Source organism: Protofrankia sp. CiP3 (genome assembly GCF_917627345.1).
In the GTDB taxonomy this organism is placed as follows: Bacteria; Actinomycetota; Actinomycetes; order Frankiales; family Frankiaceae; genus Protofrankia.
Genome location: NZ_CAKJTM010000002.1, coordinates 55,865 through 72,087, shown reverse-complemented (window position 1 = coordinate 72,087; position 16,223 = coordinate 55,865). Strand labels below are relative to the sequence as shown.

Here is a 16,223-nt window from a genome sequence, read left to right as displayed (position 1 = left end):
CGGGAGGCCCGTCAGTCGTGATCCTCGTAGGCGTCGAAGACGCACAGCAGCCATTCGTCCCGGAAGGGCCGTTCGCGGACGAGGGCAAAGCCGGCCAGGTTTGCCGCGTCGACGACCGCTGCTACCAGGTCGAGATCCAAGGTGCCGAATACGGGTGTGATACGGACCGCAACCACCACCTGGTCACGTTCCGCGTTGAAAACCGCTGTCGGATTCAGGTCGTCGAGTGTCTCCACGACCAGGGGCGAGTGCTTGGTCACCGATGTCTCCTGCGGCCGCCTGGCGGCGGCTTCTCGAAGGGGGCTGACAGTCGTCGGTAGTTGGGCCGTCATCCAAAGTGGGTCATGCCGGACGACGGAACCATACGCAGAAGGCACGATGGCTTGGTGACCACCCCGGTGCCCGACCGTGACGGTTTTCTCAGGGAGTGGTCGGGCCTGCACGGAGGCTACGATGCCACAAGCGGCATGTGGTTCGTTCGCCGTTGGCTCGCTCTGGTCTACCGGCTGGGACGCCCGTTGGCCATGCGTGGCATCGCCCCGACGTCGATCACGGTCGCCGGGATGCTGCTGACCAGCGCCATGCTGCCGGCCGCGGCATCGGGTGGCCTGTTCCCGCTGATTGCCGCGATGATCGTGGTAGGTGGTGGTTTGCTGGACAACCTTGACGGATGTGTGGCCGTCCTCACCCGTCGGGTTACCCCATGGGGGTATGTCCTTGACTCGCTGGCCGACCGGATCTGTGACGGGTTCTACATTGTCGCCTTCTGGCTGCTGGGTGCGCCCGGTGCGGCGTGCGCAGCCGCGGGGGCCGCGGTCGGCCTGCTGGAATACCTGCGCGCCCGAGCCGGGAACGTGGGGTTCGCCGAGATTGGCGTCGTGACGGTTGGTGAGCGGCCTACCCGGATCATCATCACTGTCCTGACGATGGTGGGCGCGTCGGTCGACCCCGGGAGAGCCGGCCTTGCCGGTCTGGCCGGCGCTGTCGCCACGGCCACGGTGTGCGCCTGCGGTCTGGTCCAGCTCGGCACGGTGGTTCACCGGGTGCTTCGGACGCGGCCACGGCCGGCTTCGGCCGTGGCCGGCGGTGGGCTGTGGGCAGCCGCCGGATTGTCAGGTGGGGAAGTAGGTCCGGCTGCGGGCGGCCGTGGTGACAGTGGTGACGGGCACGGACAATAGAAGCGGTTTCTTCGCTGTGCGGCCGGCGGTCGCGCAACGCTTTGGATCGTGGTCCTTACGGCCGTATGGTGCGGTATGCGGCACTAAGAGCGCCCGAGGACAGGACTGTCCGGCTCGCGGCTCCCCGCGTCCCGCCCGGCCGCGTTGTCGTCGGTCGCCACCCAACACCAGGGTGCCTTCCTCCTCCGCCTTGCCGGATCGGGCGCGGATGAGCCGCTCGCTGATCGAACGCCCTATCCTCGGGCGCTCTAAGCGGGGCCGATCATGTCGGCAACGATTTTCGCGGACATGGCGACCAGGGGAAGCCCGCCCCCGGGGTGAGATGACCCGCCCACGAGGAACAGGCCCGGAATCGGCGACCGGTTGCCCGGCCGCAGGAACGCCGCTCGCAGGCCGTTGGACGACGTCCCGTAGATCGCCCCGCCGACCGCGCCCGTCCGCTGTTCCAGATCAGCTGGAGTGATCACGTGTTGCCACCGCAGCCGCTCCCGGACGTCCAGGCCGCGCTCGGCCATCAGGTTCAGGATCCGGGCGGCGTAGGCGTCAGCAAGCCCTGGCCGGTCCCAGTCCAGCCCGTGGCCGACCGAGCGGTTGACCGGGCGGTTGACCGAGCCGCCGTCTATGTCGCCGCTGCCGCTGGTGGTGCCACCGGGCGAGGCACGTCCTGTCGCGGAGCCTGGCGGGAGACGCGTTGCATGCGGGGCCGCGTTCACCAGGACGAACCATGCTTCACAGCCCGGCGGCGCGAGGGCGGGGTCGTCGGGCGCGCTTATGTAGATCGTCGGATCGACCGCCAGGCGCCCGCCGAATACCGCGTCGAACTCATCGTCGTTGTCAGTGGGGAACAGCACCGTGTGATGGGCGAGATCTGGCGTCCGCCCGCGCAGGGCGAGCAGCAGAACGAAGCCGGCCAGCGATGCCCGCGCTCGGCGCAGCCGCCGCTCCGCCCGCCGGTGGGGCGCGAGCATGCCGTACACCGTCTGGGCGTCGACGCCCGACACGACCAGATCCGCGTCGATGCGCCCGCCGTCGGCGAGCTGTACTCCTGCTGCCCGGCCACCCGCACCGCGCGTGATCGCGATGACCGCCTGGCCGAGCAGCAGGCGCGCGCCAAGGCGCACAGCCCGCTCCGCGACGGCCTGGCCGAGCTGGTGCAGGCCGCCCGGGAGGTACCAGCCGCCGTAGCAACGCTCGACATGCGCGATGACCGCGAGGGCCGCCGGTGCCCGGCGCGGATCGGAGCCGGTATAGGTCGCATACCGGTCCAGGAACATCCGCAGCCGGTGGTCGGCCAGATGACGCTGGCCGAGCCCACGCAGGGTCAGCCCCGGCGCGATGGTGGAGATGTCGCCTGGACGCCGTAGCGCCAGGCTGGCCAACGACCGGACGCCGGCGGTGGGGGCGGACAGGAACGGCTCCCGGGTCGCCTCCCACAGGCGTTCGGCGTGGGCGGCGAGGCGGCGCCACTGCTGGCCGGAGCCGGGCGGAAGGACGGTGTCCAGCTCGGCGGTGAACGCGTCGTCGTCGGCATGGGCGTCAAGAAGGGTTCCGTCGGCGAAACGGTAGCGAGCGATCGGGTCCAGCCGGCGTAGCTCGAGGAGGTCGCTCAGGGGCGCGCCGGTGGCGGCGAACAGGTCCGCGAAGACCTCCGGCATGGTCAGCAGGGATGGCCCGGTGTCGAAGGTGAAACCGTCCTGGCTGAACCTTCCGAGCTTGCCGCCGACGTCGGACGCCCGCTCGCAGATGGTGACGCGATGCCCGGCGGCGGCCAGCCGCGCGGCCGTCGCCAGCCCGCCGACCCCCGCGCCGACCACGACGACCCGAGCCACCCCGTGACCCTACGCGGGTACTCTTGCATGCGCTGCCGTTTCGTCCTTTTTCTCGTCCTTGGCCTGCTTGGCCTGCTTGGCCTGCTTGGCCTGCTTGGCCTGCTTGGCCTGCTTGGCCTGCTTGGCCTGCTTGGCCTGCTTGGCCTGCTTGGCCTGCTTGGCCTGCTTGGCCTGCTTGGCCTGCTTGGCCTGCTTGGCCTTGCCCGAGCTGGCTCGGCCCGATCGTCAGGTTGCCGCGACGACGCCCGTCCCGACGAGGAGCAGCACGGTCACGCCGAGGATGATTCGGTAGATGATGAACATGTCGTAGTTGTTCTTGCCGATGAATTTCAGCAGCCAGGCTATGGCGACATAGGCGACGGCGAAGCTGACGAGCGTAGCGATGATCGTCGGTGTCCAGCCGACTCCGTGCGAGATGTTGCTGGCCGCGCTGACGCCCTGTAGGGCCGCGGCGCCGAACAGCGCCGGGATGGAAAGGAAGAACGACAGTCTGGTGACAGTCACTCGGTCGAGGCCTCGGGTCAGACCGGCCGACATCGTCGCGCCGGACCGGGAGATGCCGGGGATGAGCGCGGCACACTGGATCAGGCCGATGGCCAGCGTGTCCTTCCAGGTGACGTCCTCCTCATGTCGCTTCTGGGTGGCGTTGCCGTCGGCGTATGCCATGACACCGCTCCACACGATGAGCGCGGTGCCCACGAACCAGAGGCTGCGCAGGGTCGTTTCGATCACGTCCTTGAACAGCAGCCCGACCACGCCGATGGGCAGCGAGCCGAGCAGCACCGCCCATCCGAACAAGTAGTCGGGGTGGCCGCGCCAGCGAGGCTGGACGATACCGCGGAGCAGGACAGCCAGGATCCTCCCCAGATCCTTGCGGAAGTACAGCAGCGTCGCGAAGACCGCGCCGACCTGAATGATCGCGGTAAACGCTGTTATGTCGGGATCATCGATGGAGTACCCGAGCAGTTTTTCCAGGATCGTCAGATGCCCTGTGCTCGATACCGGGAGGAACTCTGTCAGTCCCTCGACCGCACCGAGAAACGCCGCCTCCAGCAGGTTCACGCCCACCCCTCTTCATTGCCGGTCCTGTCGCTCCTGGCGATCCTGTCGGTTTCCGCGGTACCGGGCGGACGGCCCGTGGAGGCAAGCCGAGCGCGACCAGATCGCCTGTCGCTGTCGCCTGACAGCGCAAATCGGGTGAAATCGACTAAACCTTGTAGCATCACAGAATGTACCGTCGCATTGCCGTTCGCGATTGTATGGCCGGCCTTCGGGGCCGCGGCCGCGACCGCGGACGTCCGGGGAAGGCGTCATGGCCGATCCGCTCGGCGTAACGCGGCGTCGCGGGCCTGTTGCCGGAGTCTCTCAATCTTGGCTCTGGGTTCAGATCTGGGACGGAGACGTGTGGTCCACTGGAACACGATCGGACGATCAGGCGGGAGCGAACCCATGAGCGGCAGCGAGATCGCGGCATCCGAGTCGGCCACCGACAGCCCGTCGGCATCAGCGGCCCGGCGGGCTCGAGCCGGATCGTCAGCGCGGCCCGGCCGAGATCAACTGGTGAACCTGCGCGACCTGGGCGGCTTGCCGACCGAGGACGGCGGGTGCACCCGAGCCGGTGTGCTCTACCGCAGCGACGCGCCACGGCATGGCGATCGGGCGCCGGTGTTCGACCTCGAATGGCCGCCCCGCGTGGTCATCGACCTGCGGTCGCCGGTTGAGCAGGACGGCGGCCCGCACCCGCTGGAATCGGCGACGACCGATGTCCGGAGGATCCCGCTGCTCGGTGATGTCGACCCCGCCAGCCCCACGTCCGAAACCGCCGCCGCGCTCGCTGGTGGCCTGGGCACGATGTACCGGGCGATCGTCGAGCTCGCCGGACCACGGGTGGTCGAAATCATGCATCTCGTGGCCCACACGCCTGGCCCGGTACTTGTGCACTGTGCTGCCGGCAAGGACCGGACCGGCCTTGTCGTGGCGGTCCTGCTGCGCGCGGCGGGCGTCGGACAACAGGCCATACTCGCGGATTACGCGGCCACAACCGCGAATATGCCGGCAGTGTTGCGTCGGGTTGGTAACAATCCGTTGCTACCTGGCGCGGGCTGGGGTGCTTCCGATCTGATCACGACCTCGACCTCGGCCGTTGAGCGGGTGCTGGCCACCATCGACGATTACCCGGGCGGCCTGTTGGGCTGGTTCGCGGCCAACGGCGCGCATCCGGACGCGGTGGGCAACTGGCGGTCCCGGCTGGTGGTCTGACCCTGTTGCCCGGCTCCGTGACCTGCCGCATGGGCCCAACCGTGCAGCGGCGAGATCCGCGTCCTTGTAGTTGCGCTCTGTAGTCAGAGTCCTCAGAATCCCGTGGGTGGACCGACGCATCCTTGTTAAAATTCTCGCCCTCGGAGCCGCTGACATGCTTGTCGGCTGTGCCGGGGAGCGGCCGAAGCCCACCCCGCCAGCGGTCGCTCCGCAGCCTGGCGGTCTGTCGGCGCACATGTTGCCCGATACGCCGATCCCCCGGTCGCAGGCACCGGTGGCGTCATCGAGCGTGGGGCCAGCAGTCGGCCCGTCGGCGTCGTCCGCCGTGCCCCAACAGCAACAAATTCTGTTCAGCGCGCCGGAGACGACTCGCCGGGTTGCGCTTACCATTGACGACGGCTTTAATCCCGTCGCGGTTGCCGGATATGTCGGCTTCGCCAGCCGGACGAGTATTCCTCTCTCGTTCGCGCCGAACGGGATGTACCGTAACGTCTGGAACCAGCATGCTGACACCATCCGGCAGCTGATTGAATCCGGACAGGTCACGATGGTCAACCACACCTGGAGCCACCGGAGTATCCGCACCCTTTCCGACGCGGCGCTGCGGGCTGACGTCGAACGCAATGATGACTGGGTCAGCCGGACATTCGGTGTCACCACCCGACCGTGGTTCCGCCCACCGTACGGGGAGCATAACGAGCGGTCGCGAGCGGTTCTCGCCGAACTCGGCTACTCGCGGATCCTCATGTGGAGCGGATCGGTGGGTGACGCGCGGATGGGGGTCACGGCGGGCGAACTCATCGCGGCCGCGCGCCAGGCCATCCAGCCGGGGGCGGTGGTGCTGGGGCACGCGAATCAGGCGGTTGTCGTCAGCCTGTACGGAGAACTCGAGCGGCTCATCACGCAGCGGGCGCTGGTGCCGGTCACGGTCAAAACAATGTTCACGGCCGACCAAAACGTTCGTTGAACCCAACGGGCCGCCTGTTCACGGGACCGCCTCTTTACCGGAGCGTTTGCCGTAGGGCTCGTATACTTCGATCATAAACGAAGCCGTCGAGGCTGCGCCGGCCGGCCATCGTTCCTCGATGAGCAGCTGTATTTCGGCAGCGCGCCGGTGGTGTGCGGTCGGACCCATCATGACGAGGTGCAGAAGATCCTGTGTGGCAAGCGACAGATCCAGATCGAGTGTCCATTGGTTCCGCTGGACGAAGGAGTCAGCCAGTTTCGAGCGGAGGCGCTCGGGTTTTCGTTTGTCAACCGTGACGAGACCCAGCGAATCAACAAGTCCGGCCAGATGGCGGACGGTGGGCGTTACGATGACGAGATGTCCGTCCGGCCGGAGGATGCGGTGCATTTCCGTGACATTGCGCGGCGCGAAGACATCGAGCACGACCGAGGCGGTGCCCGTCCGCACCGGCAGCGGCCCGCGCAGGTCCACACCGACCGCGCCGATCCGCGGATGCGCACGCGCCGCGCGCCGCAGCGCGTGCCTGGACACGTCAATCGCGATGCCGACCGCGCTGGGGCACAGGTTCAGCAGATGCGCCAGATAGTAGCCAGGGCCCGCGCCGACGTCGACGAAGACCTGTTCACCGCCGGTCGCTCCGTTTTTGATCGTATAGTTTCGGATGACCGCGCCAAGCTGGTCGGCGAGCGCCGCGTAGTGGCCGCCAGCGAGGAACGCCTCTCGTGAGCGGACCATTTCCGCATTGTCACCGGCGACTTCCGCGGCCCGGCCGGTTGTGAGCGTCAGATGGCCTCCTCGAGCGAGGTCGTACGCGTGGCCGTCCGGGCAGCACACCTGCCCGGTGCCGACGGTGAGAGACAGCCCGCATATCGGGCATGTGAGATAGGTGAGAACCGCATGAATCACGCGTGGCCCACCGTCATCATCGGCCGCATGGCAACGACGGTACGTGCCTGGCGCAGCCTACCGGATCAACCCACGGCCAATTGGCGTTCCGATGGTGAGGTGGTATGACGCACTGGTCCGCTGACAGGAGATCAGAAGCAGGCCCGGTATCCGTGGGCTCCGCTGCCGGCCGCGGGTCGCCCGGGACGGAACAGGTGGCGGTTGTCGGTGCCGGCATGGTCGGGCTGGCCACCGCGTGGTTTCTCCAGGAGCGCGGAGCCCGCGTGACAGTGTTCGAACGTGCCCAGGTGGCCGCCGGGTCGTCCTGGGGCAACGCCGGCTGGCTCACTCCGAGCCTGGCGGCACCGTTGCCGGAACCGGCCGTGCTGCGCTATGGCCTGCGGGCCGCGTTGAGGTCGACATCCCCCGTGTACGTACCGCCGCGTGCCGACCCGCGGCTGCTGCGATTCCTTGCCGGATTCGCCCGCAACAGCACGGTCAACCGTTGGCGGACGGCGATGGGTGCCTTTGTGCCTGTCAATCGGCGGGCGTTCGACGCCTTCGACCTCCTTGCCGCCGGTGGCGTGGCGGTACCCACCCGTACTGCCGTGCCCTTTCTGGCCTGTTACCGTGATCCACGGGAGCGGGATGCGTTGGTCATTGAGCTGGAGGAGATCCGCGACGCTGGCCAGCACGTTGACTTTGACCTGCTCGATGGCCCCGCGGCACGCACACTGCAGCCGGCGCTGACAGATAAGATCAACGCCGCGGTCCGCATCGATGGCCAGCGATTCTGCGATCCCGGGAGCTTTGTGCTGTCGCTCGCGAACAGCGTCCGGGCGCGGGGTGGTGAGGTGCGGGAGGGCGTCGGTGTGCTCGCCATCCACGCTGATCGCCATGATCGATACCGTACTGGCGCCGCTGATGTAAGCGTGGAGCTCTCCACCGGGCAGCGTGGCCGGTTCGACGCGGTGGTAGTTGCCAGCGGTGCGTGGTTGCCCCATCTTGTTCGTTCGTTCGGGGTCCGGACTCCCGTCCAGGCGGGGCGCGGGTACAGCTTCAGCGTCGCGGCACGCGACTTACCGCAGGGCCCGCTCTACTTTCCCGCCCACCGGGTGGCGTGCACACCGCTTGGGGGGCGGCTGCGCATCGCCGGGATGATGGAGTTCCGGGAGCCGCATGCGCCGCTCGACCGCCGTCGTGTCATGGCGATCGTCAACGCGGTTCGCCCCTTGCTGGCCGGCGTCGATCTCGATATGCGGACACAGGAGTGGGTTGGTTCTCGCCCGTGCACTCCGGACGGTCTTCCTCTGATCGGGCGTACCGCGTCACCACGGGTGTTTGTCGCAGGCGGTCACGGGATGTGGGGTATCACACTCGGACCGGTTACCGGCCAGCTGGTGGCCGAGGCGGTCATCACGGGCCGCTCTCCGGCCGAGCTCGCGCCTTTCGATCCACTGCGCTGACGGGTAGCTCGGCCATCTGGGCGGGCCGACGTGTTTCCGCCGGCCGCGGGTTTGTCAGGTTGGCGGGTAGTGGCAATGTGAAGTCATTGAAATACTCTCAGTCGCAAATTGTGGTGAGGTGATCGGGTGTCGGCTGCGGCCGCCGATCGTGCTTTGACAACTCCCGCGCGGGGTGCAAGTCTGCCTGGGCAGGTGATGAGCGGTCGTGCCATCGGCACAGCGTCGGATGGCCGGCCGTTGGCCGACGGCCGCGCGGTTGGGAGTTTCTGTGCGGTGGGCGGCCTCAGAGAATCTGAATCTGGGGGCCAGAGGATGCGTAATCATTGTTCTTCACGCGCGCCCGGAAGCCGGGGGGAATCTGGCAGAGCGGACGGGCGGCTGGCGGCGCCCTGCCATTCACTTTCCAGGTCCTGGGCAGGAGCCCGCCGCCGTCCTCCCCAGGTGGCTGTCGTTCCCAGCGGAGCTGGGGCCGTTCAGGTCATCTGCGATGAGGGCCATCGCTGGTGGGTCGTGCGCTGGTCGATTGCCGGTCTGCTTGCTGACGGTCCTTTCGAGACGCGAACCGATGCGGTTGACCGGGCACGTAACCAATCCGGGCTCTGAGGCGGGGCCAAACGGCGGTCACGGGCCCCTACCGATCAGCCGAGTAGATCGAGCACGGTCGCGGCCACCGGACCGTCGGTCAGGTAACGGCCGGCTTCCAGCAGGTGTTCCCGCCAAAGATCTTCGGCGGCGCGAGCCTCACGAGCCTCGATGAGGTTCACGACGCGTTCATGGTCGAGGAGGCGCCGACGGATGGCGAGCCGGTGTTCGGGTCCGCGCTCAGGAGCGGGCTGGGAGATCGTTGCAAGATCGAGAATGTGGCGCAGCATGCCCGACAGAACCGAGAGCGTCGTGTTTCCGGCGAGATCCACTAGCAGGACGTGGAAGGCGAGATTGGCCTGTAGGCACTGGCCTGGATCGTCGGTCGCCGTGGCGGCGGCGGTCTCGCTTACCGCGAGCCGGAGTTTGTCGAGGTCATCCTGTGTGCGGTTCTCCGCCAGGATCGCCACGCAGGGCGGCTCAATCACAGCGCGGGCCTGGTGGATATCGGCCAGCGTGGTACCGCGGTACTCCAGAACCAGGGCGGCGTAGCGGGCGGCGATGTCGCCGTTTGGTGTGTGCACCCGTGCACCACCATGCGCGCCGCGCCTGACTGTGATCAGCGCCTCGGATTCCAGGACCCGGAATGCCTCTCGCAGTGTCGGCCGGGAGACACCGAACTGTTCCATGAGGGTGGCCTCGGGCGGCAGCGCGTCACCTTCGACGAGTTCTCCCCGCACGATGCGGCGCCGCAGGTGGGCCGCGACGAGTTCGGCGGTCTTCGGGACTCGAACCTGCTGCCCGATCGCGACCACCGTGCCGGCCCTGCTAGTAGCCGGCATCGCCAGCTCTTGTACAGCCATCGTGGGCGCCTCCATCGACAACGAACAGGTGAGTCTCTTTACAACACGGACCCGGCGAGCCAAGGGGTTCAGCTCAAATGTTGTTGGTGCTTGAGGTTACCAATGGGTCGTCCCTGTTCCCTAGAGAGCCCGGACACATCCGAGGCTTCGATGTTGTCCACAAGTAGTCTTTGCCTGCCCCGGCGGGGATGCTGGCTGGGGTTGTTGGGTGTGAGGGTGGCTGGAAAAAATTTCCAGCCACCCCTTCTGTAAAGAGCCGCCGACCCCTGTGCTATAAGAGCGTCCGGTCGCGATGGCCGAGCATCGGCCGCAAGGATCTCGGTCAGTCGTGTATCCACTCGGCGCCGCTGGTGCGGGCACTCCATTCGTCCGGTGCGGCCAGCGGAGCGGCACCGCTCGCGCGGGGCCGGGCGCATGGGCGAACCCGGCAGGCCCGCCGCCGTCTCGGCGCCTGCCGCGGCGCGAAGAAACGGCCATGAGCGGTCCTGGCCGAGTGTGGCGGCCCTGGTTGGGTGTGACGATCGGAATGAAGATCTAAAAGCGCCCGGCAACAGAAGTGTGGATCAAGGAGAGGGGCTGGGGGCGCGTGCATCGTGAGGAGGCGTGGGCAGCCGCTGGAGGCGGTGGACGGGTGTCCAGGCTCCTCTCGGCCAACGCCCAATACCTCCGGCGTCTCCCTCCTCCGCCTCACGATCCATCGACCCGGACGAGGGGAGCCGCGAGCCGGACAGCTGTCCTCGGGCGCTCTTACTTCTTCTTGTCGCGGAGCGCGGCCCGCTCGCGCGCGACCGCCTCGGGCGTGGGCGCGCAGCCACCGAGGTGAGCGGGCAGCCACCATGGCGACTCGCCTGGTGGCGGCGGCGGGTAGTCCCGCTGGGCGTCGGCGAGAAGCTTCGCCATCGCGTCAGCCAGCAGCTGCGTCCCAGTCTGGGCGTCCTTCAGGTCGACCGCCGGGATCGGTTCGCCAACCATGATCGAAACAGGGGTTCCTCGCGCGGCCCGGAAATTACGCGGACGCCCCTTGGTGAGGATGCGCTGGCTGCCCCAAACAATTACTGGGAGTATTGGAACGCCTGCTTCGGCGGCCATCCGGGCCGCCCCTGACTTGAAGGGCTGGAGACAGAAGCTGCGACCGACCGTCGCCTCGGGAAAGACACCCACGAGTTCACCGGCCCGCAGAGCTCGCACCGCGTGACGGTATGAGCCGGCGCCCGCCGATCGGTCGACGGGGATATGATGCATTCCCCGCATCAGAGGCCCGGCGAGCGGATGGGCGAAGACTTCATGTTTGGCCATGAAGCGTACCAGGCGGCGGTGGGAGTACCAGAACGGAACACCGGCAAGCGCGAAGTCCAGGTATGATACATGGTTGATCGCTACCACGCATCCACCGGTGGCTGGTACGCGTTCCTGTCCCCGGACGTCCAACCTGAGATCGAGGGCCTTGAAGACCCCGAGCGCGAAACGGACCACTGGCTTGTAGACGAGATCCGCCACCCGCTCCTTACCTCCAGACGTTCCCTGTCGTGACGATGACTCGATCGGAGGCCCCGACCGACCACGAGAAGTGATTATCTGATTGTACCCTTGGCGCGATGACCCGGCGGAACCTCATACCGCCTGGTGCTTGACGCCCCTTTTCTCGAGCATTGCATACTCGGGTCCTGGCGGTCGCACCGACACCGCGCCCGCCCGTCGGCGGCGACAGTTGAGACAGGAGACGTACGACGCCTGACGAGTGGATGCAGTTGCTCACCACAGGGGACCCGCCACGATGGACAGCCATTGCCGGTGGCGCGGCAGCCCTCCTTGTGGTGCTCAGCAATCGCCTGTGGCCATTGGCCCGACATGTGATCACTATTGCGCACGAGGGCGGGCATGCGCTTGCGGCGGTCGGAAGCGGCCGGCGCCTTGGCGGCATCCGGCTGCATTCGGATACATCCGGGGTAACTGTGTCGGCGGGCCGCCCGACCGGGCCAGGCGTCGTCATCACGGTAGCGGCCGGCTATGTTACGCCCTCCGTCCTCGGGCTTGGCGGTGCCGCGCTGCTGGCGGCCAACCAGGTGAGCCTGTTGTTGCGACTGAGCGTCGCGCTGCTGCTCGGGGTCTTGGTGGCCATCCGCAACGCCTTTGGCGCACTGTCGATAGTGCTGAGCGCCGCGACAGTCGTCGCGGTGTCCATGCTGGCACCATTTCGTTCGCAGGAGGTGTTCGCGGCCTTCATCACCTGGTTCCTCCTCATCGGTGGGGTGAGGCCGATCATCGAGGTGCAGCGGACCCGTCGCCGCGGTGCGCCGACGTCCGACCCGGACCAGCTGGCACGCCTGACCCGCATACCGGCGGGGCTCTGGGTGGCCTTGTTCGCGATGGTGGCGCTGTTCTGCCTGGCTGTCGCGGCCGCGTGGCTGTTCCGTTGATGATCGACACCCGACGCGATCAGACGGTGCTGGCCGATCGGCGATGGCCGGGCCGGTGCCGTGACGGCCGGATGCCGGCCGGGCCGCTCGCTGGCAGACTGTCATGCTGTGTGCGGTCGTTACGCCAACGCTTTGAGCGCACGGCAACTGACGGAGTCGTTCGCGGCACGTGATGAGACTGACGGCGTCCAGCCGAACTTCAACGTGTCACCGACCAACGTCGCTCCGGTGGTTGTCATTCCGTCTGAGCGGCCGCTGGCAGGCGCGCGGTTGCGGACGGCCCGCTGGGGGCTGGTGCCGTCATGGGCACGTGATGTCGCGATCGGTAACCGTCTGATCAATGCTCGGGCGGAGACGGTCGCCACCAAGCCCGCGTTCCGTGCCGCGCTGCGCGCCCGCCGCTGTCTGGTACCGGCAACCGGCTATTACGAATGGCACCGGGCCGACGGCGCCCGCCGTGGGCAGCCCTACCTGGTACGGCCGGCTGATGATACGCCCGCCGGGCTCGCGGGCCTTTACGAGGTGTGGCATCCGCCATCGGGCGGTGTACTCGCGACCTTCACCATCATCACCACCACCGCGGCCGGTGGGCTGGAGTTTCTGCATCCACGTTCGCCCGTGCTTCTCCCACGGGCCTCCTGGTCGCGCTGGCTCGACCCGCGCGTCGACGACCCGGAAGTGGTGACGGGGATGCTCGGGCCGGCACCCGCCGGCATGTTGCGGGCGTACCCCGTCAGCTCGAGGGTTGGGAACGTACGCAACAACGACCCCCACCTGCTCGACCCGGTTGTCGTCTGATCTTGCGGTTCACCTGGCTTGTTGGGCGTCGAGCGGCCGGCAGCTCCTTCGTTCCTCCGCCGGGCAGGCGAAGCCGAGGAGAGTCGACAACGACAGGCCGTAGCCGCCCCATCGGCCCGCGGGCCATCGGTGATTGTCAGCGAGCTGAGCGCCGCCGCACGCATGCCGCCAGCATCTCAGCCGGTGACGGACACCGGCTGACCGATTGGCTGTGGATAAAACCTGATTATCCACAGCCAATCGGTCAAAGGAGCCATAGCGGACGCAGGCTCCTACTGTCGTGGACATGATTGTTCCTTCGTTTACTCGTGGTAGCCGCGGCGCCGGTATCCGGCCCCCGAGCGGATATGACGGTCACCCGTCGGCGAGCCCTCCTGGGGAGGACGGCGTGGCGCCGCTGACCGTTCCGGCATGGTGGACGCCAGCCATGGCCGGTACGGTGTCCTCGGCTGCGGATCCCGACGTTGCGGAGCGGCCGGCAGGCTCCGGCACCCTCACCGGGGAGACCAGCGGGCTTGCCGCGCTCGGCGAGCCCTCGGCCGAGGACACCCCCGGTCGATCGGAGCGGCAGCCGGTTGTTGGGTCCGGCCCGCCGGGTCCGGCCGGACGCTTCCCCCGGGTTCCGCGCGGCGCCCTGGTCGATCCAGCCATCCGTGGAGCGCTGTTGCTCGTGGTGGTGGCGCTTGCCGCGGCGTTGATGGTTGGCTGGTTCGCCTGGCGGAACAGGCCGGTGTCCGTGACGGCTCTCCCCAGCGGGACGCAGTCGGAGCGGGCACAGGGCCGTGTGCCGACAGACGCGGACAGCGCTGGTTCGAAACCGGTGCTCTGGTCATCGGGCGCCGCAGCCCGGAGCCCGGCGGCGCAGATCGTCGTCGAGGTCGTGGGCAAGGTGCGCAGCCCTGGCGTCCTGACTCTGCCCGCCGGATCCCGCGTGGTGGACAGCCTCGCACAGGCTGGCGGAGTGCTACCGGGAACGGAAACCACTGGTCTCGCGCTGGCGCGCCGTCTGGTGGACGGAGAACAGATCCTGGTGGATGGCCGTCCTGGGCCAGCGCCTCCGCAGCCGGCTGGCGCTGGCACCAGCGAGGGCGCGGGATCGTCGGGTGCCGTGCCCGCGGCACCGTTGAATCTCAACACCGCCACGGCCGAGGCTCTTGACGGCTTGCCAGGGGTGGGTCCGGTGCTGGCACAGCGGATCGTCGAGTGGCGCAAGGCCCACGGTGACTTCACCTCGCCCCGGCAGTTGGGGGAGGTGACCGGCGTCGGTGACCGGCGGCTCGCCGACCTCCTGCCATTGATCGCGGTCTGATGGGTGGCAGGCAGCCCGGTCGGCCCGGAACGACCGCACGGCGCGGGCGGGCGGCGTGACGAGGGCCGGACCCGACGGGGAGGAGCGCCCCGTTGATCTCCGGCTCGCGGGGCCAGCGCTCGCCGCCTGGGCTGGTGCGGCGGGTGCCGGCCTGGCGGACCTGGCCCCGGCCGTGCTGCTGATCGCCGGGATGCTCCTGGGCGCGGCGTTGGTGTGCGCTGCCGCCCTGGTGCGGCGTCCGCGGGTCTGGCGGCCCGCAGCAACAGGACTGGCGGTGTTGGCCTGCCTGGCGGCCGGGGTCCTGACCGCGGGCGTCACGACCCGCGCTCGCACCCACGGCCCATTTTCTGATCTTGGTGCCACCCGGGCGGTTGCCACCGTCGAAGGTAAGATCACCGGCGATCCGCGAATAAGCCGTGGCGGTGGCACCCAGCTGGTCGTAGTCCCGGTACGGGTGGAACGGCTGCGAGCGGGCGGGCGTGAGTTCCGGTTGCGTCAGCCGGTGCTCGTGCTGGCGACCGCGACCGGTTGGGCGGGCTTGTTGCCGAGCCAGCGGGTCCGCGCCGAAGGTAATCTTGCGCCACCGCGCGCGGCTGACACCGTCGCCGCGGTCCTCTTCGTGCGGCTCCCGCCAGTAGTGGTCGGCGGGCCTTCGGCGGTGCAGGCGGTGGCGGCTCATCTCCGGCAGGGGCTCCGTGATGCCGTGTCCGGTCTGGACGCCTCGCCTCGCGGGCTGCTGCCGGGTCTTGTCGTCGGCGATACGAGCGATCTTGATGAGAGCCTCAAGGACGACTTCCGAGTTGCCGGGATGTCTCATCTGGTCGCTGTGTCCGGCGCGAACTGCGCGATCGTCATCGCGGCGGCCACGCTGCTCGTCCGGCGTAGCCGGTTGGGTCCGTGGCTTCAGGCCGGCTGGGTTGCGTTGGCCCTGTCCTGCTTCGTCATCCTGGCCCGACCGTCACCCAGCGTTCTGCGCGCAAGTGTCATGGGGATGATCGGAATTCTCGCGGCGGGCAGCGGACGGCAACGGGGGGCTCTGCCCGCACTCTGTGCCACTGTGCTGATGCTTGTCCTTGTCAGTCCCGATCTTGCTCGTTCGGTCGGTTTCACTCTTTCGGTGTTCGCTACCGCGGGGCTGGTGATCATTGCTCCAGGCTGGCGCGAGCGACTGTCGCGACAGATGCCGACGTGGTTGGCGGAACTGCTCGCGGTCGCCGCGGCGGCACATGTCGCCTGCGCACCGGTGCTGGCCGCGATCGGTGGTGGGGTCAGTCTCGTCGCCATCCCGGCCAACATGCTCGCCGATGCGGCAGTGGCCCCGGCGACGGTCCTCGGGGTACTCGCCACAGTGGCCGCAGTCTGCTGGATGCCGCTGGCCCGATTGTTTGCGGCCCTTGCCGGTGTGCCATGCAAGTGGTTGATCATGATTGCCAGCGTCGCCGCGCGAGCGCCGGGAGCGCAGATCGGTTGGCCGGCCGGCCCACTTGGCGCCATGGTCCTGGTCGCAGCCACCGTGGCGACGTTCAGCGTGCTGCGCCGCCGCGGCGGCCGGCGTGTTCTCGCCGCGGCGGGGATCGGAGCGTTCACCGCCCAGGCGATCTTTATGTTTCGATCATGGATGGTCACGAGATGACGATCCATACTGAGGCCGGGTGCGGGCAGGCGGCACC

Annotated in this window: 14 protein-coding genes; 8 read left to right on the top strand and 6 right to left on the bottom strand. The window is 68.1% G+C overall.

Translation table 11 applies throughout. From position 1 onward, the window contains the following. Positions 1–11 precede the first annotated feature (11 nt). Positions 12–260 carry a hypothetical protein gene (locus MJ797_RS01115; protein ID WP_239310827.1) on the bottom strand — a complete coding sequence of 83 codons (249 nt, stop codon included), beginning with the start codon at positions 258–260 and terminating at the stop codon, positions 12–14. A 126-nt stretch (positions 261–386) separates the two neighbouring features. Between MJ797_RS01115 and MJ797_RS01110 the strand changes: the two genes are divergently transcribed. Then, positions 387–1,178 carry a CDP-alcohol phosphatidyltransferase family protein gene (locus MJ797_RS01110; protein WP_239330586.1) on the top strand — a complete coding sequence of 264 codons (792 nt, stop codon included), beginning with the start codon at positions 387–389 and terminating at the stop codon, positions 1,176–1,178. A gap of 248 nt (positions 1,179–1,426) precedes the next feature. Here the strand turns inward: MJ797_RS01110 and MJ797_RS01105 are convergent, their stop codons facing one another. Both MJ797_RS01105 and MJ797_RS01100 read right to left on the bottom strand, forming a co-directional pair. Continuing rightward, positions 1,427–3,007, bottom strand: a complete 1,581-nt coding sequence (locus MJ797_RS01105; protein WP_239330583.1) for an NAD(P)/FAD-dependent oxidoreductase — start codon at positions 3,005–3,007, stop codon at positions 1,427–1,429. A gap of 225 nt (positions 3,008–3,232) precedes the next feature. Then, a complete protein-coding gene (locus MJ797_RS01100; protein ID WP_374581164.1) occupies positions 3,233–4,069 on the bottom strand; it encodes an undecaprenyl-diphosphate phosphatase in 837 nt (278 codons plus the stop codon). A 387-nt stretch (positions 4,070–4,456) separates the two neighbouring features. Here MJ797_RS01100 and MJ797_RS01095 point away from each other — a divergent pair, with 387 nt between their 5' ends. Continuing rightward, on the top strand, positions 4,457–5,266 hold the full coding sequence (locus MJ797_RS01095) for a tyrosine-protein phosphatase (protein WP_239330578.1): 810 nt from the start codon (positions 4,457–4,459) through the stop codon (positions 5,264–5,266). 106 nt (positions 5,267–5,372) lie between these two features. Beyond that, positions 5,373–6,233 carry a polysaccharide deacetylase family protein gene (locus MJ797_RS01090; protein WP_239330575.1) on the top strand — a complete coding sequence of 287 codons (861 nt, stop codon included), beginning with the start codon at positions 5,373–5,375 and terminating at the stop codon, positions 6,231–6,233. 18 nt (positions 6,234–6,251) lie between these two features. Here MJ797_RS01090 and MJ797_RS01085 read toward each other — a convergent pair whose 3' ends face one another. Continuing rightward, entirely contained in the window at positions 6,252–7,139 is an 888-nt protein-coding gene (locus tag MJ797_RS01085; RefSeq protein WP_239330572.1) for a putative RNA methyltransferase, read from the bottom strand. Positions 7,140–7,354: 215 nt separating this feature from the next. On the opposite strand from MJ797_RS01085, the gene MJ797_RS01080 reads away from it, so the two are divergent. Continuing rightward, positions 7,355–8,584 (top strand): NAD(P)/FAD-dependent oxidoreductase, encoded by a 1,230-nt coding sequence (locus tag MJ797_RS01080; RefSeq protein WP_374581162.1) that lies wholly within the window; start codon positions 7,355–7,357, stop codon positions 8,582–8,584. 638 nt (positions 8,585–9,222) lie between these two features. On the opposite strand, the gene MJ797_RS01075 is transcribed toward MJ797_RS01080, so the two are convergent. Together MJ797_RS01075 and MJ797_RS01070 are read right to left on the bottom strand one after the other, a co-directional pair. After that, complete coding sequence (locus MJ797_RS01075; protein WP_239330554.1) at positions 9,223–10,029, bottom strand: FadR/GntR family transcriptional regulator; 807 nt, start codon at positions 10,027–10,029, stop codon at positions 9,223–9,225. A gap of 747 nt (positions 10,030–10,776) precedes the next feature. Beyond that, positions 10,777–11,526: a 1-acyl-sn-glycerol-3-phosphate acyltransferase gene (locus MJ797_RS01070; protein WP_239330538.1), complete on the bottom strand. Its 750-nt coding sequence runs from the start codon at positions 11,524–11,526 to the stop codon at positions 10,777–10,779. Positions 11,527–11,771: 245 nt separating this feature from the next. Here MJ797_RS01070 and MJ797_RS01065 point away from each other — a divergent pair, with 245 nt between their 5' ends. The 4 genes from MJ797_RS01065 to MJ797_RS01050 all read left to right on the top strand — a co-directional run bounded on the left by MJ797_RS01065 (position 11,772) and on the right by MJ797_RS01050 (position 16,186). Continuing rightward, complete coding sequence (locus MJ797_RS01065) at positions 11,772–12,446, top strand: M50 family metallopeptidase (RefSeq protein ID WP_239330535.1); 675 nt, start codon at positions 11,772–11,774, stop codon at positions 12,444–12,446. Between the two features lie 60 nt (positions 12,447–12,506). Next, positions 12,507–13,244 carry an SOS response-associated peptidase gene (locus tag MJ797_RS01060; RefSeq protein WP_308128266.1) on the top strand — a complete coding sequence of 246 codons (738 nt, stop codon included), beginning with the start codon at positions 12,507–12,509 and terminating at the stop codon, positions 13,242–13,244. Between the two features lie 388 nt (positions 13,245–13,632). Next, positions 13,633–14,553 carry a ComEA family DNA-binding protein gene (locus MJ797_RS01055; protein ID WP_239330514.1) on the top strand — a complete coding sequence of 307 codons (921 nt, stop codon included), beginning with the start codon at positions 13,633–13,635 and terminating at the stop codon, positions 14,551–14,553. A 55-nt stretch (positions 14,554–14,608) separates the two neighbouring features. After that, positions 14,609–16,186 (top strand): ComEC/Rec2 family competence protein, encoded by a 1,578-nt coding sequence (locus MJ797_RS01050; RefSeq protein WP_239330511.1) that lies wholly within the window; start codon positions 14,609–14,611, stop codon positions 16,184–16,186. Positions 16,187–16,223 lie beyond the last annotated feature (37 nt).